Origin of the sequence: Mesorhizobium amorphae (assembly GCF_014843845.1) — a bacterium.
Taxonomy (GTDB): domain Bacteria; phylum Pseudomonadota; class Alphaproteobacteria; order Rhizobiales; family Rhizobiaceae; genus Mesorhizobium; species Mesorhizobium amorphae_A.
The window spans coordinates 1-22,828 of sequence record NZ_JHQS01000037.1; the positions used below are offsets into that span (position 1 = coordinate 1).

At 60.6% G+C, this 22,828-nt stretch carries 15 protein-coding genes and 1 pseudogene; 8 read left to right on the plus strand and 8 right to left on the minus strand.

Going from position 1 to position 22,828, the window contains the following annotated elements:
• Window positions 1-277: 277 nt before the first annotated feature.
• Window positions 278-1,504: a tyrosine-type recombinase/integrase gene (locus DH08_RS16405; RefSeq protein WP_192180296.1), complete on the plus strand. Its 1,227-nt coding sequence runs from the start codon at window positions 278-280 to the stop codon at window positions 1,502-1,504.
• Window positions 1,505-1,526: 22 nt separating this feature from the next.
• Complete coding sequence (locus tag DH08_RS16410) at window positions 1,527-2,222, plus strand: hypothetical protein (protein ID WP_192180297.1); 696 nt, start codon at window positions 1,527-1,529, stop codon at window positions 2,220-2,222.
• A gap of 419 nt (window positions 2,223-2,641) precedes the next feature.
• On the opposite strand, the gene DH08_RS16415 is transcribed toward DH08_RS16410, so the two are convergent.
• On the minus strand, window positions 2,642-2,869 hold the full coding sequence (locus DH08_RS16415) for a hypothetical protein (RefSeq protein ID WP_192180298.1): 228 nt from the start codon (window positions 2,867-2,869) through the stop codon (window positions 2,642-2,644).
• Window positions 2,870-3,147: 278 nt separating this feature from the next.
• Window positions 3,148-4,104 (minus strand): annotated as a pseudogene (locus DH08_RS16420) (IS1595 family transposase).
• Window positions 4,105-4,205: 101 nt separating this feature from the next.
• Between DH08_RS16420 and DH08_RS16425 the strand changes: the two are divergent.
• A complete protein-coding gene (locus DH08_RS16425) occupies window positions 4,206-4,445 on the plus strand; it encodes a DUF6471 domain-containing protein (RefSeq protein ID WP_192180299.1) in 240 nt (79 codons plus the stop codon).
• Window positions 4,446-4,600: 155 nt separating this feature from the next.
• On the plus strand, window positions 4,601-5,647 hold the full coding sequence (locus DH08_RS16430) for a hypothetical protein (protein ID WP_192180327.1): 1,047 nt from the start codon (window positions 4,601-4,603) through the stop codon (window positions 5,645-5,647).
• On the opposite strand, the gene DH08_RS16435 is transcribed toward DH08_RS16430, so the two are convergent.
• The 3 genes from DH08_RS16435 to DH08_RS16445 form a co-directional block, all read right to left on the minus strand.
• Complete coding sequence (locus tag DH08_RS16435; protein WP_282595041.1) at window positions 5,540-6,130, minus strand: very short patch repair endonuclease; 591 nt, start codon at window positions 6,128-6,130, stop codon at window positions 5,540-5,542. The two genes, DH08_RS16430 and DH08_RS16435, sit on opposite strands and share 108 nt — an antisense overlap.
• Window positions 6,131-6,174: 44 nt before the next feature.
• Entirely contained in the window at window positions 6,175-6,531 is a 357-nt protein-coding gene (locus DH08_RS16440) for a hypothetical protein (protein ID WP_192180300.1), read from the minus strand.
• A 559-nt stretch (window positions 6,532-7,090) separates the two neighbouring features.
• A protein-coding gene (locus DH08_RS16445) for an IS5 family transposase (RefSeq protein WP_192180301.1) occupies window positions 7,091-7,857 on the minus strand; the annotation gives its coding sequence in 2 pieces (ribosomal slippage) (window positions 7,091-7,533 and window positions 7,533-7,857; 768 coding nt in all).
• 526 nt (window positions 7,858-8,383) lie between these two features.
• On the opposite strand from DH08_RS16445, the gene DH08_RS16450 reads away from it, so the two are divergent.
• Complete coding sequence (locus DH08_RS16450; protein WP_192180302.1) at window positions 8,384-9,703, plus strand: hypothetical protein; 1,320 nt, start codon at window positions 8,384-8,386, stop codon at window positions 9,701-9,703.
• Between the two features lie 201 nt (window positions 9,704-9,904).
• Here DH08_RS16450 and DH08_RS16455 read toward each other — a convergent pair whose 3' ends face one another.
• From DH08_RS16455 to DH08_RS16465, 3 genes are all read right to left on the minus strand, one after another.
• A complete protein-coding gene (locus tag DH08_RS16455; RefSeq protein WP_192180303.1) occupies window positions 9,905-13,243 on the minus strand; it encodes an ATP-binding protein in 3,339 nt (1,112 codons plus the stop codon).
• The gene (locus tag DH08_RS16460; protein WP_192180304.1) at window positions 13,240-15,267 is read right to left on the minus strand and encodes a trypsin-like serine peptidase; all 2,028 of its coding nucleotides are present in this window, start codon (window positions 15,265-15,267) and stop codon (window positions 13,240-13,242) included. The genes DH08_RS16455 and DH08_RS16460 overlap by 4 nt, the downstream gene beginning before the upstream one ends.
• 68 nt (window positions 15,268-15,335) lie before the next feature.
• On the minus strand, window positions 15,336-18,071 hold the full coding sequence (locus DH08_RS16465) for a S8 family serine peptidase (RefSeq protein ID WP_192180305.1): 2,736 nt from the start codon (window positions 18,069-18,071) through the stop codon (window positions 15,336-15,338).
• Window positions 18,072-18,236: 165 nt separating this feature from the next.
• Between DH08_RS16465 and DH08_RS16470 the strand changes: the two genes are divergently transcribed.
• From DH08_RS16470 to dctP, 3 genes are all read left to right on the plus strand, one after another.
• Window positions 18,237-20,984 (plus strand): phospholipase D-like domain-containing protein, encoded by a 2,748-nt coding sequence (locus DH08_RS16470; protein WP_192180306.1) that lies wholly within the window; start codon window positions 18,237-18,239, stop codon window positions 20,982-20,984.
• Between the two features lie 304 nt (window positions 20,985-21,288).
• On the plus strand, window positions 21,289-21,786 hold the full coding sequence (locus DH08_RS16475) for a hypothetical protein (protein ID WP_345892402.1): 498 nt from the start codon (window positions 21,289-21,291) through the stop codon (window positions 21,784-21,786).
• Window positions 21,787-21,805: 19 nt separating this feature from the next.
• The gene (dctP, locus tag DH08_RS16480) at window positions 21,806-22,792 is read left to right on the plus strand and encodes a TRAP transporter substrate-binding protein DctP (protein WP_192180307.1); all 987 of its coding nucleotides are present in this window, start codon (window positions 21,806-21,808) and stop codon (window positions 22,790-22,792) included.
• The last annotated feature ends 36 nt before the right edge of the window (window positions 22,793-22,828 follow it).

The following is a 22,828-nucleotide window of genomic DNA, read 5'->3' on the forward strand; positions in this document are numbered from 1 at the left end:
CTCAGTTGGTAGAGCAGCGGACTGAAAATCCGCGTGTCGGTGGTTCGAATCCGCCTCTGGGCACCATCCCCTCTTCTCCCGGCATTCCCTTTCGCCGAAGCTTCTACGCTTCAGTCTCCACAAATTGCTGAATTTGCTTATTTTTTCGCCACGAAAGATGCGCTCGGGCGAATTTCATCGCGGTTCGGCCAATTTCGTCCAGCGGGGCGAGGTGTTGGTATTTTTGTTGGTATCGGAGACCCTGTTGGTATCGAAGCGCCAAACAGGAGGTCCCACAATGGCTCTCTCCGACGTGAAATGCCGCAACACCCGGCCCGCGCCCAAGCTCCAGAAACTATCCGACGGCGGCGGGCTGCAGCTATGGGTCCAGCCATCCGGAACAAGGCTATGGCGCCTCGCCTATCGGTTTGACGGGAAGCAGAAGCTGCTGTCTCTGGGCAGCTATCCTGTAATTTCTCTCGCAGATGCCCGCCAAGCGCGCGATGAAGCCAAACGCCTCCTCAAGGCTGGTGCCGACCCAGCGCGGGAGCGCAAGCTCCACAAAGCCAATTCGCAAAAAGACACTTTTCGTTCAATCGCGGACGAATATGTTGACAAGCTGAAGAAGGAGGGACGTGCCGACCGGACGATCAACAAGGTCAAATGGCTGCTCGACTTTGCCTATCCGACAATCGGCGACAAGTGCATTTGGGAGATCGATACGGCCGCCGTCCTTACCGCCCTCCGTCGCGTGGAGGTTCGCGGCCGATACGAGTCTGCCAGGCGACTGCGCTCGACGATCGGCAGCGTGTTTCGATACGCAATCGCAACCGCACGCGCCGAGGCAGATCCGACGATTGCGCTAAGGGGCGCACTCATCAGTCCGACAGTCACGCCGCGTGCCGCGATTACCGATCCTAGGGCTTTAGGCGGCTTGCTGAGGGCGATCGATGCATTTGACGGACAGCCTACAACCCGAGCCGCCCTGAAGCTCATGGCGCTGCTGTTTCCCCGCCCCGGCGAGCTGCGCGCGGCCGAATGGGACGAGTTCGATTTCGAAAGCTCGGTGTGGATCATCCCTGAAGCACGCATGAAAATGCGACGGCCGCACCGCGTACCACTTTCAAGGCAGGCCGTCAGCGTCCTGACGTCACTTAGAGAAATATCTGGTGGGGGATCGCTGCTGTTTCCTAGTGTTCGATCGGGTTCGCGTCCGATTTCCGACAACACACTTAACGCCGCGCTGCGCCGTATGGGTTATGGCAAGGAAGAAGCTACCGCGCACGGTTTTCGAGCAACGGCATCAACTCTCTTAAACGAGTGCGGAAAGTGGCATCCGGACGCCATAGAGCGGCAGCTGGCCCACATTGAGAACAACGACGTTCGTCGCGCCTACGCCCGGGCAGCGCACTGGGAAGAGCGCGTCAAGATGATGCAATGGTGGGCCGATTATCTGGGAGAACTGGAGAGCAAAAATGCGGCCTTATGTAGCAAAAGCACCAACATTCCCACTGCCGCTACCTAGTGGGTTCCCATAAAATCCGGGGATGCCAAGAGTTGCCCCCATCGTCCGCTCCACCCGATACGAACACGCGATAAACACGCTGGTCGCGAAGCGCGCGGAGATATCCGGCGCGATCCTGTTCATTGGTGCGGACCTGGCTCACCAGCTAGAGCACATAGACGCGGTACTATTGATCCTTGGCTACAAGGGCGACCCGGCGCAGATCATTCCGTTGCGGCGGACGCCCAACCGCTTCCGCAAGGACGAGCTTTACAGGCTCATCGTCAAGTTTGAGGCGGAAGGCAGCAAGGCCAACAAAGAGACGGCCCAGCGGATCGTACAGGGCGAAGGGCTGGGAACCGTCGCTTGTCGAGCGGATCAGACAGTGCGTCAACACCGCGAAGGTCCGGCGGCGGCGGAAGGCAAGACTGCTGTAGCGTCGAGAGCCAGAAGCATTGGCAGAGACGAAAGGTTAGATATCAACCATCTCTTTCGATCGACCCCGCACGATAGCGGAAAAGTAAGCAGAGCTCATCGCTATATGAACGTAGTGCTCTGGTATCCGGTAACGCAGTGCAAGTTCGTGATGGGTGATTTCGTTGTTATCCAAAGCGTCACAATGGGTGCGGCGAAGTTCAATAGGGAACAGTGTCTCTATTGCGAACAATTCCGCCAGCTGCTCCGTCTCAAACGGGTAAAAGGTATCGTTTTCCCCGGCCAGAGCATCGAGGAGGTTTGACGTTAGTCTTTCGGCGAGTTCCAAGAGCCCTTCGGTCGACGTGACCCGATTCCGAATTTCCGCGTCGAGGATACAGTGATACATCTCTTTGCATAGAACAAATCTTGTCCAGCAATAATTCAAACCACTTGAATATTGGATGCGAGCGTAGCTACCGAGTTCTTTGTATACTCCCATTCTGGCTTTGTATGTTTTTATTTGGGCCAAAATATACGCTGTTTCAAAGTAAAATTTTTCCCATACTATATTATCGACGTAACCTCTTTGTTCAAAGAGTGGGCGAAGTCGGTTTACGCTTATTGGCACATTTTGTATGCCGTGCTGTTGATTATAGGCGACAAGCACTTCACGAACTGGTTCAAAAATTCCCATAAAAAAAGGAGGGCTGCTAGCCCTCCTCTCCCAGCGTTCGAATCAAGTCAATTAAAGGGTTCATCGAACCTACGGGTTTCTGCATTTTGGTCAATGTCTTCTACCCGTTTGAAATCTTGGGCCGCAATAGTATCCTGAATCGTATTCAGTTCCGCTAAGAAATCAAGATTGGTCATGCCCTTCGTGGGCCTGACGAAAAACTTAATATTGGTCAGCCCTTCGTTAGCGAAGAGGTTGTCGAAACGGGTCTTGATACGGTCTATTTCTACAGACATTATGCCTCTCCTTTCTGTGTCGGGTCTAAAGAATCATGCAGGCAGCAACGCTGCTCGCCCTTCATGGTTCCAATGTTTCGTCAAGGGAAATCTAATATCGCAGTGCGGCCATATCAAGGCGCGGCGCATATACGATCACCCCATCGCTGTCAAGGATTCTCCCCTCCCAGCAGTTAAGTTCACCTTAACGAAATTAAACTTTTTGGGAAGGGGTCAGACGTGCGATTTATGGGCGTTTGTCAAGAGAGTTAAGTTTGTGTGGCATCTCAGACAGAAGATCAAGCAGCGGTTCGCTGCCAGTAGCCCGCCCAAACCCGCGACACCGAATGATTGAGCGCGGCACCAAGCAGGGCATAGGCGTTGCCGCCGTTTGACCGGCGACGGTGATCTTCAAGCCATGCGGCGTGATTGGCGTACTGATAGAGGTAGCGGTGCGAAACGTGGTGGTGCTGGCCAGTGACCATGCGGCGCAGACGGCTGAAATAGCTCTCCACCATGTTGGTATGCTTGCCGTGGCCGTCGCTGTAGCTTTCCGAGTGGTTGATGCGGGTCGAAGCGTAGTCGGCCTCCAGCGCGTCCCAATGGCTCGCCTCGTCGGCAAACAGCTTGGAACCGGCCAGCATGCGAGCGCGGGCGATATCGACGCCTTCCGCTTCGCGGTGACGGATGAACGTCAAGGTGCGGCCAGTGCGCTCGCGCAGGGCAATCGCATCGCGGCGACGGTCTGACTGGTGTTCCTTCATGCGGCGGTCCTTGCGGTCCTCTACGCGGTTCTCAGGACGCACCACGCCTCCGAAAAATGCACCGTCGATTTCCACCTCACCTTCAAGGATTTCTTCCTTGGTTTCAGCCGACAGGGCTTCGCGCAGCTTGTGAGCCAGCACGAAGGCGGTCTTGTACTGAACGTCCAGATCGCGGGAGAATTGGACCGCCGACATGCCCTTCGCGCCGTTGACGAACAGGCAGATCGCGGCAAGCAGATCGACAAATGCCAGCTTGCGCGAGGCGAAGATCGTACGGGGCGTAACTGCGCACGCAAGCGGCGCACTTGAACTTGCGACGGGTCGGAATGTCGTAGTGGTCCAGGCAACCGCATTTCGGGCAAACGGGCTCGCCTTCGTCGAAGCCCAGCGAAGGCGCTTGAACGTGTCGTAAGCCTTTTCCTCGCCACCCTTGTAAATCTCTTTGAGGGAGAGGGTGCGGCTCTCGGCGGAAAGGAGGAAGTGTTGGGCCATTGTCATCATATCCGGTGATATTGTTCACTATATATGCGGGCTTGTATCACCAGATACAAGGTCTATATCATCGAATATGATGATATTTTTGAGGCGAGGCAATGGCACGTAAGGACGACCCGCAGACCGTCGAATACGAGACGAAAGCCAAGAACCTTTTGAAGTCAGAGTTGAAGCGGAAGGGCGTAACATATGCGCAGCTCGCGGAAAAGCTAGCCTCTATGGACATTCACGAAACGGAGCGGAATCTCAATAACAAGATCAGCCGTGGCGGATTCACCGCAGCCTTTTTACTGCAATGTTTGACGGCAATTGGAACGGCTAGCCTTCAGATTTCTTAGCGGCTCGCCAATCGATCATTTTCTGTACGGAGGCGTCGAGGTTACAGTCGAAGGTAGGCCAGCGCATCACTCTCGCAAGCATCGGGAAGCCCACTCAGCAGAAGACCGACGAGAACATCGCCGTTAACTTCGCGGAAAGATCCGAAATCTTCCTGGTGAACCCCGGTGTCAACGACGACACGGACTTCGCAGGCTTCGAGGTGGAAGCGGCGACCGACCTCGCAGCAACCCGTAACATCTGGTGGTTCAAGGCCAAACCTCGCCTGAAACTCGCAGGGCAGGCCATCGGCTCGGAAGTGATAGCGGATGATCAGCGCAGCCGATATCGGCAGGGCGACGAGAAAGTCATCGCCTGCCTCGCGTCTCCGAAGGTCACGAACTCCCTGCAGATCGGCCCTATACGATTGAACGGCAATCTCCGTCTTCTGGACATGGACGTCGGTTTGGCGATGAGGAACCGACGCGATCCGTCAAGGACGAGCGTACGGGCCGCGGCGATTTCCGCGACGGAAATTCTCGTGCAACGGGCTGCATTCGATCTCGATATCGCTCCCGAAGAGTTCGATGCACTGGCACCAAACATCATGACGTCTCCGGGAAGGCCGTCTCTTCCTTATATCCAGATATCAGATGCGCTCCCGAACGGTTCCGGCTTCTGCCGCCATCTCCTCGGAGATAGCAGGATCCCTGTGTCGGATCTGCTGGCAAGCGTTCTTGATGATGCTGCGCAATGGCCCCGTAACACCGTATCAGATGAACATCACATGAACGTATGCGGCAGTTCCTGCTATAAGTGCCTCCAACGCTACAACAACAGGAATTTTCACGGCCTTCTTGATTGGAGGCTGGGACTGTCCTACCTCCGCGCATTCGTTGATCCAAACTACGAGTGCGGCTTCGATGGAAAGTACGAAGACTTCGAGATCAGCGATTGGTCATCGAACGCCCATCGACTTGCAAAAGAAACTAGGACCTTTATACCCGGCAACCGGATATCATGCGTCGACGGCAGAGCGGATATCCCCACTTTCTCCCTGGATGACCGGCATAGCCGATGGGGTGCGGTAGTTCATCCGCTTTGGGATCAGAAACGGCTATTCGCGAAGCTCGGTCTCGACAATACGTTCGTTGCAGTCGACAGCTTCGAACTTTCCCGACGGCCCTTGCACGTTCTCCAGAGGGCGCGACATGCCGCCCGATGAAGCACCGGCGTCCCTGCCCTGCTTGACTGCGGAGAGAATTGCATCGGCGATATTCTCAGCAGCCTCGTGCTCCCAGTAGCGGAGCACTGTCCACCCAATGTCGATCAGATGCGCCGTCGCTCGCAAATCTCGTGCACGGTTGCGTTCGATCTTCCCGAGCCAGAAATCCGTGTTCTTCTTCACGACGGGAGGGTGCTGGTCGCACCCGTGCCAGAAGCATCCATCCAGAAAAACGGCAATCCGCAGGCTGGGAAAGGCGATATCACAGCTTGTCCGCTTCAGGCCGGGCAGCGGGAAATGGATTCGGTAACGAACCCCTTGAGCATGTAGAAGTGACCTCACCGATCTCTCGAACGGATTGTCCTTTCGAGCCGTGTGCTGCATGCGCCGACGCACGGCGGCCGTGACTTCGCTAAAGTCAGACACTGACCTTACAGACGTGGCCCGGCCGAAGATACGCGCTGGTACTTTTGTCGCCGACATCACCGCAGCCTTTTTTCGCTGTTGATGAACTGGTCGAGGCGCGATTAATCCCGCATCATCGCGTGCAAGATGGCCTGGATGTGATCTTCCAGGTCGAGCTCGCCGCGTGCCTCGACAGTCAACAGGTACCCAGCCTTGGCCCGGCAATCGCTTCGGCTAGTCGCAGGAAAGGAGCAGATGGCCAGCAATGCTTGCTCTTCAATCCGGTCTGCCCTGTGGCGGTCGTGCCAGCTGCTGCCCGGTCGATGAACAGCCCGATGAAGTGCGTCATAAGCGGTTTCATGGGTTAAGATCAGCGCCTTCAATTCGCTTGAAATACCTTCCTCTTCTGCAAACGTCGGCTCAACAACAGACGCAACGGCGGTGAGCGCAAGAAGCGTACGGCGGGTGACTCCGGGCATGTCTCACATCCTTGCCGTCTAATGAGTTCCGGCACACCATAGCATCGGCGCAGCGGTTCGCAGAGATGCACTACAACGCGATCACATTATCTGCTGACAAAGCGTACCCGCCGGCAGCTGCTCTTCGCGCCTGTGGCTGGCCGGTTGAGCTCCGCGGAGACTAAAGTCGCCGATGGTGGAACTCGCACCCCCCCGCCACCGACAAACCCCGGCCGGTCGGTGATCTGCCGTCGCGGTGGCGGCGATCTCACACACTGGCGTATTAGGTTCAAACTCTTCCAACTAGCTGCCCACCAATTGCCGAGATGGATGGATGGGAAGTTGCCGTTCGGCTCAACAGCCAGAACGAGCACTTTGCGCCAACTACGAGCCTCGCCAAGCCACTACTCGGACGTCGCGTTTTTGGTCGGGAGCGGACTGGCGGCTTTAGGCTGGCAACACTGAGAGCGGACATTCAGGTCGTCGCGAACATCGTCGTGACCCCAGACGTTAAGTCCGAGGCGCCTCGCTGGCCCGGATACGTCGAAGCTAGGAACTCGATGCAGACACGAGATTCTAACTAGGCCGTAGACTCATAAGCGCGCAGCCACAGGCGCATTGACGCGAGCTGGACCATGGCGAGGAAGTTGTCGGCGAGCTTGTCATAGCGGGTTGAGACGCGACGGAAGTGCTTCAACTTGGAGAAGAAGCGTTCGATCAGGTTGCGCTCGCGGTAGAGCCGCTTGCTGAAGCAGGGCTTCCATTTCCGGTTACTCTTGGCCGGGATGTTGGGCGTGGCACCCTGCTCCTGGATCAGTTCCCGGATGCGGTCGGCGTCGTAGGCTTTGTCGGCCAGCACGATGGTGCGTGGGCCAAGATGATCGAGAAGCCGATCAGCGATCTGACCGTCATGTGCCTGTCCTGCTGTCAGGCTGAGCCGGATTGGGAGCCCTTGCGCGTCGACGACGACGTGGATCTTGGTCGTGAGCCCACCGCGCGATCGACCGAGACAATGATCTGGACCCCCTTTTTTGCCGTCGCAGCCTGCTGGTGCGCCCGGATGGAAGTGCTGTCGATCATCTGTATGGCGCCGTCGTGGGCGGCGCTGATGGCGTCCCTCAGGCGGTCCCATACGCCTGCCTTCCGCCATCGCACAAACCGGTTGTAGCAGGTGGTCCGCGGCCCATAGCGCTCGGGCAGATCCCGCCACGGCGCGCCGGATCGCAGCACCCAGAAGATACCGTTCAGCACGCGGCGGTCGTCGACGCGCGGAACGCCTCGCGATTTGTTGGGTAGCAGCGGCTCGATCACGCGCCATTCGAAGTCGGTCAGATCATATCGGCTCATCCCGACGCTGAATCAGCTTCTCTCGGCTCAGGCAAGCCGTTCAATCGACAACGCTGATCGAAACCGGGGTGCCGTCCGGCAGGTCCTTGGTCTGCGCGTGGATCGAGGCCGTATAGCTGATCCACTCACTCCACGAGCACATCCAGATGTTCGAGCATGGTCCATCACGCAACCATGAACGGTAAGCCGACCGGCGACAAGCTGGGACGCCTCAGTCTGTATCGTTTATGAGTTTACGACCTAGGAGGTAAGCGTGACACCTAGATCGGTGGTCGCTCGCTGTCGGGCCGGCGAACTTAACCGACGTGTTTCCATAGCCCGCGTCAAATGTAAACGCTGGCTATGTTTGACCGAGCATCTGGATTTCGATCGCTATGGGCAACGGGGGATCGAATTTGGAATGTCGGCCTCCAGTCCAATGCTCTCTCTATCAGGGAATATTGAGCGAGAGATAGTCACTGCCGCAGCCACCGTGGCGCCGGCCATATCTTCGGCTTATCCTCTCTCACAGAGCTAGGAGTGGGACATGGAGAGGGTCAAAGCGATCGCGAAGCACATGGTCGTTTTTTTCGGCGTTCTGGTGGCGTTTGATCTTGCAGTTTACGCCTATATTTGGGGACAGCGCGGCACCCCCTCTCTACACACTCTCTGGCTGGCAATCGCGGCTGTTGTTATCGCAATTTTCTATGCTACCGCGAAGAACTCGTTCGCGGGCAATGAAAGAATAGGCTGGTTCGCTCGTTTGTATTTGCCACCCTGGAGCGCCTTCGAGCCTTTCTTCAAAGGATCGCGACTGCTGCTGCCGATTGTGGTACTATCGTATGTTTTATTCTATATCACCGAGGCTCTGAACCAAGGTTCTCTCTGGGCTGGCTGGGTCAACAACCACGTCCTGAATTTCTACCTATCCTGCCACAAATTCACGGCCGTCGACGTCATCCGTATCGAGATTGGTGGGTTTACGCTCTACCTCGCACTCTACGGTCTATATCTCTTCTACTGTCCGCAGATCCTGACACACGCGGTGCGCAAGGGAAGCGGCCTTGCCCGCGAAGACGCGGCTCTTGTCCTCGTCGATACGATCGAAGACCACGGGACGGCCGTCCCACCTAATGACCTCGCAGCGACAATCGAAGCTTTCGCTGGCGAGAACCGGGGCCTGTTTGATAAAGACCGCCAGACGCTGCTGAACCACAGGCTGGAATCCCTGCAACTGACCAGCCAAAGCGATCCTCCGTCTCCTCTTGCCACTGCCGCCGATGCAGCCGGAGTCGCCCGCCTTTTTCCAACAAGCCTCGCCACGGAAAGCTACTATCTCGGCCGCGACCTGTTCGATATTCTTTATCCCGCGGTCCGTAGTATTCTCTGTCTGGGGCTGGCGGTTGCCTTGCTGGCGACAAGCTTGCCCGTGGCTGCCAAGCTGCTATGGGTTGCGTTACCGAGACTGGGGGAAGAGTGCATGGTTGATATAGTGCAAGTGCCGCCAAGCTTCCGCGACTCGGAGTGGATCGAGTTCGAGGGACGGGAAGAGTCGCGCAATGCCCAAGAAGTGGTCCTGATTCCCGAGGACGACGCAGGCGAGCGATGGCATTTGGTGCCGGAAGATGTCACACAAATCGACGTCCACGGAATTAAACGCACTTTGGTCCGTAAAGGCGGAGAGATACGCGCGTTCAAACGCGTGTTCGGGAGTGTCGCCAGCCCGCTGGCTCCTGGGTTTCCTTCGCGCATGAGCCAGCAATGCTCTACTGCCGGAAGCCGTTGTTCAAACCACATCGAGATCTGTTGTGGCAGCAACTCTATTGTCGGCAATTGCTACGGCCGCTGGTCGTGTCCAGCGCCTTGACCGTCATACGACGTGGAAAAGGATGGCCGACAGATAGCGGTCTGTTCCGTCGAAAAAGCACACCATTGTCGATGCGGAGCAGGTCCGGTAGCCGGTTGGATCTCGCCATTGCAGCGGCTCGTGGACGACGCGCCAGGGCGAGTCCCGCGTAACGATCAGATTGTCCAGGTCGAAGAAATGTCAGGGACGTGCCCTCCGCCGTCATGCCTGAAAGCGCGCTGGCGGCACCATGATCCCTTGTTTCGCGGCCTGCCAGTTCTCGAATCTGCTGATGAGCCAGAGAAGCTCGCCGCGGCTCTCAGCCGATGCAGATGAGGTTGAAGATCGAATGGACTCCAAAATACGCGATGCGAAGCCCTGCTCCTGCGCCACTGTCTTCTTAAGGATGGCGAGGCACGGCCCCAAGGCGCCTGCCTCGTCAAGAATCCGCAGAGCGTCCGTGGGATCGCGCAGGCTCCGCCGAGGCGACAGCAACGAGGCGTCCACCTGAAGCCGTTTCTCCTCGACGAGTTGCGCGATCGAGGCTCGGAGCGCCTGTGCATGTCCGTCAGCAATGGCATAGCCGAGCGGCTCGATCCAATCCGGATTGCGAAGCGCGAGGAACGATCGGAAGAAGGCCCATCGCGCTTCCTGATCCGACCAGCCATGGCGAAGATCCCAGAGGGAGGTGACGACGGTCCGGATGACTGCGCTCTCTGTCCAGGCCCGCGCCGGCATCTCACTGTCGGAGGGTGACGAATTGTCGGCGGGCCAGACCTTCTCGAGCTCGTCCGCTGCTCTCGGAAGCGCCAAACGACAGGTTTCCCGAAGCAGAAGGAGCTGGCGGGTGGAAACGGCCTGCAAAAGCTTCGCTTGATAGACCACCTCGATTGCCCAATCGGACGACCGGTCGCCGAACGAGCCTATCACGATCGCGCTAGCGGCGAGATTTTCGGACTGCAGACGCAGGGCATGCAGGTCGGCGATGATGGGATCGACGCTCTCAAAAAGCTCGTCGTCTTCCCAAATCCGCGCGGCGACGAGCGCGCCGACCAGGCCTTCGCCATCCTTCCTCCGAGGGCTTCCCCGCCGACGCGGTCCAGTTGCGGCCTCGCCGGCGAGAGCGCGACCGAGTTCCAACATCTCGTCCCCGACCTTCCGGTCACCGACCGGACCGGCTCGGACCATCCAGTTCAACAGGTCGACGCGGTCTACCGACCCATCCATGATAGGCCGGCTCAATCTTGCTTGCGCCTCCTGCCAGCGCCCGGTTTTGGCCAGCAGTGCAAAGAGCCGCGGTTCGAAGTCCGGCTCGCCCGATTGAAGGCTCCGCGCAATGTCCAGAAGCTTAAGCGTCTCGGGCTTGATGCCGGTTGAGGCGGGGGTGGCAAGCGTCGGGCTCGCGTCCCATGACAGCCGCCAGCCGATCCAGTCCGGCAGCAGGTCGAGATCCTCTGCGGAAGGACGCCGGCGGGCAGCGACGAGCCTGACATAGCAAGCCTCCACGCTTTCCGGAAGAAAATCGGCCGACGCATCGACCAGACCCCGCCTGAAAGCGCGACCAGGCCGCCAGAAGCGATCGGCGGCCTCGATCCCCCGACCGGACAGAAGGGTGTAATATAACAGCGCGGCCGCTGTCTCGTCGTCCTCCGGCAAAGGCCGGAACGTCTCCAGCGCGATCATAGCGACACGTCGCAGCCAGCTGCCCGTTTCAGGATCGTCCTCTCGGATACAGCCCAAGAGCAGGGCCCGCAGGTCCGGTCGCCAGCGCAGCCCGCCTGGCCCGCGCTCCGCCCAGAGCGTGACGTCCTTGTCCAGCTTGGCGATCGCGGCCTGGATCTCTTGAGCGGTGAGTTCGGTTCCCAGCCCCCGCAGCACGGCCTCCAGGAGAGGCAAGGTGACGATACGCAGGCACAAGGCGGCCTTGAACGTCGGGGCGCCACCCGGAAGCAGAATGCGATCGGCGAACCGCGCATAGAACACTGTCGCCACTCGCGACGCTCGCCCGTGGGTCGACTTCAGGTCCCGGATAAAGTCCGCATCCGAATCCAGTCCGGCGGCGCTGACATAACCTGCGAGAGAACGGACGAACAGCGGATAGCCATCCGCGGCGTCGGCCATTGCCGCGATCAGCGCGGGCGGGAAACGACGGCCCGGGTGCTGTTCGCGCAGTATCGCGGCGGCGAGCTCCCTGGCTTGTGCATCGGTCAGTTTCGGCAGATCAATCGGCTTGGGCGTATCCTGGAACGCGCGAAGCTCCGGAACGTCCGTCCGGCTGCACCCGACCACCCGCAGGCGGTCCCAGCTGCCGTCGAACAGGCCGAGCCGCCTGAGCAGTTCCTGCGAAGACTTGATGGCGTCGGGATCCAGAGCTTGCACGCGCTCGACGGTATCGAACACAAGCAGGAGCCGAGGCTGGCCCGGCAACGAATTGACAATCGCCTTGAGCATGTCCGCGTGGCTGGCCGAGGTCAGTTGCGCGCCCTCGTAGAGATCGCCCCGGAGGCTCGCCCGAAGATCCGCGAGCTGCGCGCGGGCGGCCTCCTCTCCGGCTTTCCGCCCGTCGAGTTGCAGACCGATCTGGCGGGCGACCTCGACCAAGAGCGCGCTCGTTCCCCCCCGCGTCAGCGTCGAGCGGTCGAAATCGAGATAGGCAAAGAGAAGCTGGTCATTTCCGACATGGTCCAGCACGAACTTCGAGATCAGGGCGCTTTTTCCCATGCCGCCCATGCCGTGGACAACCAGGGCTCCCTTCGGCGCGCCCGTGACCGCCTCGACCAGCCGGCGCACGGTCCGCCTCGCCCTATCGAGTAGAGAACGGGGCGGCGTAACGCCAACGTGTTCGTACAGGCGCAGCAACGCCTCTTCGCGCCCGATGAACGAGTCCGGCCCTTGCCCCGTCCCGATGGGGCCAACCCTCCCGATCAGCACGCGCAGCGGCTCGATGACCTCCTCCAGGTCGAGGCGCCGCCGCATCTCTTCGCGAAGCGGCTTGAGTTCCGGCCAAAGCTCGACGACGAGGCTCGCGGCCTGGACCGCAGCCTCCATGTCCGGGCCTGACATCGCCTTGAGGTCTGCGCTTGCCCAGGGCAAGCCCCCATCCCCGTTCCAGCGAATAAGCAGGATGGTCAGGAAATGTGTGACGCGATCCGAGGTTATGGAGGCAGCGGCCAGGACGCCCGCGAGGTCTTCTTCTCCGCGTCGGTCACGCAGTACCGCGTGCCTGGCCGTGTCTGTAAGGATGTAGCGCGCCGGCTCGCCGCGTGGCAGACCGGCGACCGCGAGGCTTTCATCGAGAACGAGAGAGAGCTCTTCGGACGACGGCTCCGGGAGCGACCCCGCCGCCGTGTCGCGCAAATCTTTAAGCGTGAAGGAGGCACGCGTCGCGGCAGCCAGGAAAGGCAGCGTCCAACGACGCTCCGGCGCACTCTCAAGCGCTGTGGGGACCAGCATGGCTTCGAGCGCAGCGACGGTGTCCTCATGTCCTGGCCGACCACGGAACCGTTCGATGACCTTTTCGATTTCGAGCTGCGCCGCCGCGCTGTTCTGTCCCGCCATCATGGTCGCGGCTCCTTCGCGAAATGGCGGTCGATCTTTGTTTTCAGCGCTACACGCACCATGCCCCAGAATAATTCTTCGGAGCTGCCCTTCATCGCATCAATGTAGTCGAACGATTCTTCGATCTCCGCATCTTCTGGAATTCTCTTGCCCAAAGCGGTGAACATCTTTCCAAGAAAATCCTTCAGATCATCAATTTTTATATCGTCCTTCGGCGTCAATTTCTCAACCGGCACGGCAGACCCCAGAAAAACGGGAGTGTAGTTGATATATATCCAACGGAAGATGTCGAACTGATGATCGCCATCGGCGGCAGGCACCATCGATTTCAGGAAGCTTTGCATCCCGGGACCGAAGGGCGTGCCGGGCGGCACGTCGAGCACGATCCAGAGCCGGCGCTTCAAATCGGTCTTCTCGGTTTGCATAGTCTCGGCAAGCCATTTTGTCAGGGAGGTCGATGCCCAATCATTGAGCTTGCGGTCCTCGGCGTCGCCCGGGCCGAGCTCCGTGCTCCGCTTCTGAACCTCCGGCGGAGGTCGTGGAATAGTTTCGGTGGGAAGTGACAGGGCGTTGGCGATTTCGGCCAGCAGCGCATCGGGCCGCTCCGGAAGAAGCAGGGTCGACCGGTCGGCAGAGCCCTGTCCCTCCGGTGTCAGGCTTGTCGGTGCGAAGGCAAGGACGATGTCGGGCAAGGTCTCCAGTCGGGTGCGCAGGACGTCGATGGAAAAGGATTTGCCTGTCCTGGGGCCACCGGTGATCACATGTATTGGCAAGGTCGTAGGATCTGCCGCGATCTGGCCCTCGATCCAGTCGAGTAACATCTTGCGTCCCAAGAGCGGATGGCGGGTCTCGGTCGGGGTCCTGACGGCCCACAGACCCGTGACAGGCGGCGGGTCGTTCGTGGCGTCATGAAGATGATCGCGTGCCATCGCCGCGAAGGCCGAGAGCAAAATGCCTCTGTTGTGCTCGGCGGGATCCGGATCCTGCGGCCCGGCGCCCAAGCCGTCAGCCTCGTGAAGGGCAACCAGGGCGCCCTTTGCCGACAGGACTGGCGAGCCGGAGCTGCCTTTCTCGGAACTGAGAGAATAGGCGAGCCGGTTATCGCTCCCATCGTATAGCTGCAGGGCTCTACCGAAGGCGAAGACGCGGCCCATTCCTCCGGGATGCTGAGGGCACAGCAGGCCGGTATCCTTTGCCGGCGGTCCGATGAAGCCCGCTTCCGGAATCCGGATCCAGCCCCGCGGCTCGCCAAAGCGTCCGTTTCGCGCCGCCTTGCCGATCGGCGTCGCAAGCTGGATCAAGGCGAAATCGAAGGCCGTTGCGAAATCGGTTAGCGCCTTGGATTTGGGGGAGCCGCCGAGATACCAGCCCTCGGCTGGAGGCACCCGGGTGGTATCGCCCCAATTCTCATCGTGCCGCGGAATCTTCTCCTTGCGGATGTGATCGAAGAAGACGGCGAACTCCGTGTGAGACCCAGCGCGTTGCTTGCCCTGATCGTCCAAGAGAGGTTCCACGACGTGCCAGTTTGTCAGGACGACGTCCGGGGCCACCAGGAATCCCGTCCCGCCGACTTCCGTCGGGACGGGCAACCCCCCGACCACTCGCTGCGCCTTGCCGACGATGCAGCAGACGCGCGGGAAATCGGTGCGCAGTATCTCGAAGATATCGTTGGTGTTTAGAAAGGCGTCCCGTTCTTCCAAGGCGGCCTGCTTCTTGGCTGGATCGGCATTCTCCCATCGCGACAAGTCTATGGAGACGGACCCGACGTACAGCTTGATCGCCTCCCGCTCTTGCGGAGCGGGGTCCCCCCGGGTGGCTATCCAGGCGCGCACGAAGTCGCTCAGGGCACCGCTGTCCTTAAGCGCGCGAAGCTGCGCCAGCCTCTGTGCCTTGGGATCATCCGTCGTGACTTCGATCGTCTCCAGCCGCGTTGTAGTCGCGCGATCCCAGAGCTTTGCGAAGTCATACCGCGACAGACAGTAGACGCTTACATCGGCCAGATTCGATAAGATTTCGTCCGGGGTCATGGCCCGAACTCCGCAACAAACCCCACCGCCATGTCCACAGGCACCCCTCCCTTTCGTCCAGACAGGCCTCAGAACGGAACGCCGAGGGAGCCGAACTGCTCCGCTACGATCGCGGATGTCAGCGAGTAGTTGCTGACCTCGATATCCCCGGCGAAATGGAGACCGATCGCAGGCTGGCCGTCGACACCCCATGCAAAAACCGGCGAGCCCGATGCGCCCTTAAACGTTGTCGCATCGTGGCCGAACACGTTGCCGAGCGGATCCTGCTCGACGTCGCCCGGCGTCCGGATGACCCTGCCCGGCGCCAGCCTCTTCACTCCGAAGACATCGCCGAACAAGGTTTTCAGAACGAATTCCCAATTGACCCTGCCGCTGGGACCCTGCTCCATCTCGGGACGGCCGGGAAAACCGATCGTACACAGGTTGCGGCCCGAGGCCCCACGGAAATCGATCGTCTTGCCGCTGAATTTGATGGCGGCCGGCAGGACGCTCGCGGCGCCGATCGGCTCGATCTTCATAGTGACGGCGTCTAGGCGGCCGAATCCTCGGCCCGAGTTCGGATGGAGATTCGCCTCCACGATCCGGAAACGATTCGAGGCGAAGGAGGTCGCCTCGCCGAGGAAATCGATCTCGAGATCCGCCAGCACGCGGATCTGAGTAGGGCTCACACGCTGCATCGGGATCAGGAACGTCTGCATCGCATCATCGAGCACGTGATAGTTGGTGAGGATGACTCCTTTCTGCTTATCTACAAGGCTGCCCGTGCCGATGAAATGGCCGTTGTGGCCTTTGCTTGGCTGGATGCGGCCCACGGCCCCGGCGAGTATCGCAAGTTCCGGCTGCAACGGGGCAACCATACTGCCCCATGCGCCCATGAACGGATGGATTGCCGGGGGAGCACCGCCCTCGATGAGGAAACTCGGACGGGTCCCGTCGGCGATGACAATGGCTTCCAAGGAGGCCTGCTCGTCAAGGGTAAGAGGGGCGGCCGCCAGCCCGTCGAGGCCGGTCAGCTTCTTCAGCGCTTCGGCGCCATGTTCCTGCAACATGGAAAGCGCCGCCTGAACCGCCTGTCGGTCCGCTGTCTCGCGGTCCGAGCGGGCTCGCGCCTGCGCGACGACCCGCGCCGTCACCCGTTCCATCACCTCCTTTGCCATAGCCGGTGTCAGGGGCTCGTTCCCGGTGCTCTCAAGCTGTTGAACGCTTTCCGCACTGGCTCCGCTCGCGAACGCCTGCCCGGCGACGATCTGATCGCGCAGGCGTCGGATCCCGCCGCTCCGCGCGCGGCGTGCGTCCGAGCGAGCGACCGGCGGCGCTGCGATGCGTCGAGGCAGCGTCGCGGCAGCGGCCGTACCACGGATGAGCCGGAGGCTGATCTCGGCTCCACCTCCGGTCCAGTCGATCTGCGGATCGAGCGCCTCGGCGCCCAACCGGTCTGCCGCAATCGCACGGAGCGAGCTTGTTGGGTCAGCGGGAAGACGCGACCGCACGGGGCCTTCCGTCTCGCGGCCTAGATCGAAATCGGCTTTCAGGATCGCCTCGGCGTCGACGACGCCGGCTCCCATCTCCATCTCGTTCCATCCTGACGACGGCCGTTGGGCAGTCGCTCGAACGAGTCGTTTGAACATGTCCTGCAGCGTTTCGCGGCGCTGGTGGGCGGCGGCGATCAGGCTCGCCCGCCCATGATAAGCAAGCCAGCAGGCCGCAACGCCGGCGGTGAGCGCGACGGCGAAGCTAGTACCCTGTCCCTGCCCCACATCCATCGTCTTGGCGTTGGCCCGATAGACGTTCTGTCCCGGAGCCGATATGTCGACCTCAGGCCCCATCGAAGTGCCTCGCCATGGCGCGAAATGCTGGTCAACGCCAGCGACCCCCAAACAGGCATCGAACTGTGCCGGCCATACAACGACGCCGACGCAGTTTCCGGCCGCCGCCATCACGAGGAGGTCCGCCGCGACTGCCCGCTCGATCGCCCCCCAAAGGCTGTAGGACCAAATGCCGCCCAGCGACATGGTAATGACATGTGCCCCTGCCGCAACGGCATGGTCCACAGCTTCCGCTACCTTTACCATCGAAGGCTGGGTGACTCGCTCGATGGCCCGGATCGGCATCAAGCTCGCTTCGGGCGCCGATCCAATTATGTCGCGGGCACTGCGGCTGACGACCACGCTCGCCGTCGCCGTCCCGTGGCCCGGATTGCCGCCGCTCTGCATGGGATCGGTCGGGTCGTCGGGCCGATCATCCTCCAGCAGGTTCCGCGGCTGCCGCAACGGGATTTCGGCTAACTCGACGTGAGACGTGATCCCCGTATCCGGCTGGGCGATCACAATCCCGCGGCCTCCGCGCGGCAGGCCGCGGTCCTTGGCCAAGGCCCAGGCCTTGTCGGCCTTGATGGCCGAAATGGCCCAGCGCTTCTTATCTCCAAGGTCGGGCTCCTCGGGCGCCCAGCACGCGGAGGTAATGTCGTCGACGCTCTCCTCGGAACCTTGCTCGGCAGGGCGGCCCGGGTCAGTGGGCATGACCGGGACCGCCACGTCGGCCTCGCAGGCCGTAAGGCGATACGTCTCGGCAATCTCCCGCGCGACCTCGAATGCAGCGTCGAGGCTCTCCCATGCGCGGTCCAGCCTCGTCACAGTCATATCCAGCGGCCGCTCGCGCGTGACCGATAGGCCAGCGCCTTTAAGCGCCGCAAGCTCGGTGAAAAGCTCGTCGCCCCTGGCCTCAGTCGGGACGAAGAGCTTGAGGCGAGCCTCGGCACCTATCGTTGGCACCGTCCGACGGTCAATGATCTCGATGATTGTCACGGCGTCCCCCCTTAAAGTGTCTCGCAATGCGCAGCCAATCGAAGCGCTATGGCAGTGACACTGCCGTATTATTCAAGCAGTCATCATTCAGAAACATAGATCAACTATAGCCTTCATAGATACTGAGTGGAATACTGCAGTCTGTTAAAAGAGGGGGAAGAAAACATGCCGCTTCAAGATCGCACGCGCAGCGACAGGGAATTCCTGGCCGGCCTTCTGCGCCGACGCCCGCAGGATCGGGCGTTCTACGAAAACCGGCTCAAATCCGATCTCACCGAATCAGCTGCGGCGCGAAGCCGGGTCGAACTCGAGACCATCGTGAGCGAGGAGCGGCCTGTGCTCTTCGTCAAGAAAGGTAAGATCGACTTCGAAGAAGCCACCATCCGGGGCAGGGAAGCAGCCGATCTCGTGGCGAACCTAGCCAGAACGAGGGAACGTATCGAGCCCCTTATGCCGCTCATCGGTCGCATCGATGTCGTGAACTTTCCGAACGGCTTCCCCTATGTTGGCACCGGCTGGTTCCTCGAAACCGATATCGTGGTGACGAACCGACACGTGGCGGAGTTGATCGCCCGCTGGGATGGCCGGCGTTATGCGTTTACGCCGGGTACGCTCCGCCGGCCGATGCAGCCAACGCTGCACTTGGGTCACGAATACGACGATCTCAACCAACCAGAAGATCCGAAATTTCCGGTGATGGAGGTGCTGTATATCGAGCCCGAGAACGGGCCTCACGATGTCGCTTTCCTGCGGGTGGATCGGCGTACCGATGGGCAATTCCCGGGCAGGATCGAGATCGCCGACGCCGACCTCGGCCAAGACTGCGAAGTCTGCGTGATCGGATACCCTGCCGTGGCCCCGCGGCACATCATACCCGACCAGGATCTGATGAACGCGCTTTACCTAGGCCGCTATAACATCAAACGTGTCGCGCCCGGGTTCATGATGCGGGCCGAGCCGACCGGCGCACGGCATGACTGCACGACCCTGGGCGGAAATTCCGGCTCCGTGGTCATCGACACGGCGACCGGCAAGGCGGGCGGCCTGCATTTTGCAGGCCTGTACCGAGAGGCCAATTATGCCGTTCCGGCATCCATATTGCGCGACTATGTCGCCCGCCGCCGATGGCTCACGCCGCCGGCGATCGAGACACGAGCCCCCGCTTTCGGCGCGGCACCTTCCATGGGCGTCGCTGCAGCACCCGTCGAAGTCACGGTTGGTGCGTCTGGCGTCACCATCCCGCTCACCATTACCGTGAGCCTCGGCACCGGCGCGAATAGGGCTCCACAGCCCGACATATCCGGCGCAGGTGCGACCGCTCCCGAAGCCGTCGAAATGGCGGCGAAGGCATATTGGCGGTCCCGTCCCACTGGCGTGGTGGCCGTGCGCGTCGGTTACGATGAAACGGACGGTCACGTCGGTGACGTCCCGATAATCGTAGCTTCCGTTGATCCTCGCGCGCTGCCGGGCTTCACGCAGGCCCCCTCAAATATGTTCGGCGCGGCGATACACTACGAGGCTGCCTCGCTCCTTGAGCAGCTCGACGCCCGCCACACGCTCGAAGCGGCAGTCAGCTCAGTGGCCTATGACGACGATGCCCGCGTCGGCGAGCCGTTCTCCTTCGAGCCTGTCGGGGAGGATATGGAAGTGATCGCTCATGTCGGGCCTGAATATTCGTGGGCGACGTTGCAGCGCTTCCTTGGCGAGGCCACCGGCCAGCTCGTGTCCGGGATCTATGAGTTCAGGGGTCCACATATCCGCGACGCCTTGAAGGAGCGATTAGATGCTGGCGGTTCCTTGACCCTGGTAATGGACAATTCGACCTTCGCCAAAATCCGGGAGGAAGATGCCAGTGTGGAGTTTCCGGCGCGCGAGACATTCGCCGAATGGGCGGAACAATACGGCAGCCGCTTCGAACGCGTTGTCGCTCCCGAGGGCGCCACAGGTCTCATTGCCAACGCTTACCACATCAAAGTAACGGTTCGGGACGACGACACGTTCTGGCTATCGTCCGGCAATTGGAAGCTTACCTCGAGCCAGCCCGCCATTACGCAGGATCAACTCGACAACGCCATGTCGGTCGACCTTCCCGGCAATCGGGAATGGCATGTCGTCGTGAAGAGCCCGACACTCTCGCGTCGCCTGCGGGCACATCTCCTGCAGGACTTTACCCATTCCGGAGCGCTGGGCGCCGGACCGCTTCCGCGTTCTATGACCGAGGAGATGGTGGCCGTCACCGCCGAAACCGAGGCGCTGATGCTGGAGCGTCCAGCTCCACGAAAAATACTCGAGCCTTTGCCGACCCAGCGGCGGCAGATGTCAGTGCAATACCTGCTGACGCCCGACAAGCAGGGCGAGGTTTATGGCGATGCGGTGCTCCGCCTGATCCGCTCGGCGAGATCCACCCTGTACTTCCAGATCCCGTATATCGGCATGCCGGCCTCGCCCGACGCCGACCGCGGCTACATTGACGATCTCATCCAGGCCCTCACCAAGAAGCTGAAAACTCTACCCGATGCGCGCCTTCTGCTGCGCCAAGGCGGCAAGGATCTTTCCGATCCGCGGCATGCCGCTTGGTATTTCAAGTCCAAAGGCGTCGACATCGCCTCGCGCGTGCGCGTCATCGCCGACCACCACACGAAGGGAATGATCGTTGACGGTCAGAGGGTGTTGATCGGCAGCCACAACTGGAGCTCGGCGGGTGTGACGCTGAACCGTGATGCATCACTGATTTTCGATGACCGGGAAATCTCGGGATACTTCGCCGAAGCGTTCCTGATCGATTGGGATCGCTCCAGCCCGGTTCAGCCGAGGAAATCGGCCAAGGCGGAGACGATCCTGTTGGATCGCCTGGACGAGAGCGTATCGAGTGGACAGCGCCTGGTTCCGCTATCAGCGTTTCTAGACGATTGAAGGCTCCCAGCAGAGCCGGCCGAAAAGCAAGGAACAAATTGCATGCAACGTTTGCGTTGAAGCGCATGACAAAGTCGGCGCCAGAACGAGGCGCATTGCCGCCATTCGCAACGAGGACAATGAAGGTCTTCGTTGGGGTGTCGAACTCTGTCGTTCAGAGTGATTTGGGTTTGGGGCGAGAGCAGCCGGCCGCGAGGAGTCCCGAGTTTGTGAACGAGGTGTCGGTCGGGCGCGTCTGATAGGGGCCCCACAAATCCAACACCGCCCCGCCACCGACAAACCCCGGGGGACTACCTGCTGCGAGGTGCTGCTGCTGGGAGCCGGCGGCGCCGGCGCCGCGGTGGCCTACGCTTTGTTGGAAAGTGGCGTCGAGACGCTGCTTTTAACCGACGTGCAGACTGATCGGGCCGAAGCGCTGGCGTGCCGGCTTGGGTCGGCCGGCGGCACGCAAAAGGTGGAGGTGGTAATGGACCTCGCTGCGGCCTCCGCTCGCGCAGACGGCATCGTCAACGCGACGCCGGTCGGGATGGCAAAGTTGCCCGGCATGCCGATCGCCGCAGATCTGTTGCGACCGGAGTGCTGGGTCGCCGACATCGTGTACCTGCCGCTCGAAACGGAACTGCTCAGGGAGGCACGGCAACGAGGCTGCCGCACGCTCAGCGGCGAGGGAATGGCCGTGTTCCAGGCCGTGCGGGCTTTTGAACTTTTCACCGGGCTTGCGCCCGACGTTGAACGGATGAAGGCGGCGTTTGCCGCCTTTGGGAGCGCCCGTGACCCAGCAGACACAGGACTTGGACAATAGCCAATAGGGAGGAAGGAACATGAATTTCAAAGCCACACGCCGGGAACTCCTGATCGGGGCGGGCGTGCTCGCCACGACGGCAGCCTTTCCGGCACTCGCCCAGGACAAGCCGAAGCTGCGCTTCTCGGCCGTGTTTTCCGAACAGGACATCCGCGCCGACATGATGAAAATGTTTGCCGACGCAATCAAGGACGACTTCGTCTTTGAGGGCTACTACGGCGGCAATCTGTTCAAGCAGGGTACCGAGCTCGTCGCCCTGCAGCGCGGCAATCTTGAGATGGGCAACATCGCACCGCAGGATATCTCCAAGCAGATCCCGGCATGGTCGATTGTCACCGCTGCCTATTTGTTCCGCGACGCCGCGCATCTGAAAACCTTCTTCGCCGGCGATCTCGGCGCAGAGATGAAGAAGATGACCGAGGACCAGCTTGGCGTGCGCGTGCTCGGGCCGACTTATTTCGGCGCCCGGCAGATAGGCCTAAAGCCGGACAAGAAGATCACCACGCCGGCCGACATGGCAGGCATCAAGCTGCGCATGCCAGGTGGCGACGCATGGCAGTTCCTCGGCGCCGCGCTCGGGGCCAATCCCGTCGCGATGGCTTACGCCGAGGTCTACACTGGTCTGCAGACCGGTGCGATCGACGGCCAGGACAATCCGCTGCCGAACGTCGAGAACATGAAGTTCTATGAGGTCATGTCGCAGATCGTGCTGACCGCGCACCTGGTCGGCTTCGATCTGCTGACCGTGTCGAAGAAGGTGTGGGATGACATGGGCCCCGACAGGCAGGCGAAGTTCCAGGCCGCCGCCGACGCCGCCATCGAATTCAGCACGCAAAAGCATCTTGCGCGCGAGAAAGAGCTGGTCGAGTTGTTCAAGGGCAAGGGCCTCAAGCTCTACGAGCCCGACATCGCTGCGTTCCGCAAATACGCTCAGGAGAAATACCTGTCGTCGGACCTCGCCAAGGACTGGCCGGCCGGCATGGTCGACAAGATCAACGCGCTCTAAGCCGGAGGGGCGGCGGGCATTCGCCGCGCCTCCTCC